Source organism: Streptomyces chisholmiae, assembly GCF_031845445.1.
GTDB classification, from domain to species: domain Bacteria; phylum Actinomycetota; class Actinomycetes; order Streptomycetales; family Streptomycetaceae; genus Streptomyces; species Streptomyces chisholmiae.
In genome coordinates, this window is the sequence record NZ_JAVREO010000053.1 from 1 (window position 1) to 859 (window position 859).

The window sequence follows — 859 nt, forward strand, 5'->3', positions numbered from 1 at the left end:
GATTTCCGATTTCATGAGCCATGTCGAGGCCCGCATCCAGGAGGCCGTGCAGCATCAACGGTTTCCGGTGCATGCCATTGAGCGCAAGGTCAACGCGCGCGCGGCGGGCCAGATGGCCAACCGGGTGAGCGTGAACTTTCTCCCGTCGACCTTCACGCTGGACTTCGGTGGTGTGCCGGCATCGGCGTCGCTGACCAATGCGGGCGTTGTCGGTGGGTTCGGACTGATCTTCTCCAGTGCAGGAGAGGACCTGCTTCTCAGCACCATGGGAGCCGGTCAGCCGTTCTCCAGCGTTGAGGTCCCCGACCTCGCGGCGCGGTTGGAGCGGGTGGTGGGGGCGATGGCGGCTGACCCGGACGGGTTGTTGTCGTCGGTCGATGTGCTGGAGGTCGGTGAGCAGGTTCGCCTTGATGAGGTCGGTCATCGGGCGTTGTTGGCGCAGCCCGTGTCTGAGGTCTCGGTTCCGGAGGCGGTTGCGGCGCAGGTGGTTCGGGCTCCGGATGCGGTGGCTGTTTGTTTTGATGGCCGGTCGATGTCTTATCGGGAGTTGGATGAGGCGTCGAATCGGTTGGCGCGCTTGTTGATCGGCGAGGGTGCGGGTCCGGGTAGGTCGGTGGGTTTGTTGACCGGCCGGTCGCTTGATGCGGTTGTCGCGATTTTGGGTGTGTTGAAGTCGGGGGCGGCGTATCTGCCGATCGATCCGGCGGTGCCTGATGCGCGCGTCGAGTTCATGATCGCCGATGCGGGGCCTGCGGCCGTGCTGACCACGGGTGCTCTGGCGAGTCGGCTCGACGGGTATGGCGTGCCGGTGATCGAAGTCGACGATCCCCGCATCGATGCTCAACCGAGTACGGCACTA

At 64.6% G+C, this 859-nt stretch carries 1 protein-coding gene; it reads left to right on the forward strand.

The window, feature by feature from the left end:
* Positions 1-13 precede the first annotated feature (13 nt).
* A partial coding sequence (locus tag RM844_RS32005) for an AMP-binding protein (protein WP_311670963.1) occupies positions 14-859 on the forward strand: 846 nt, incomplete at its 3' end.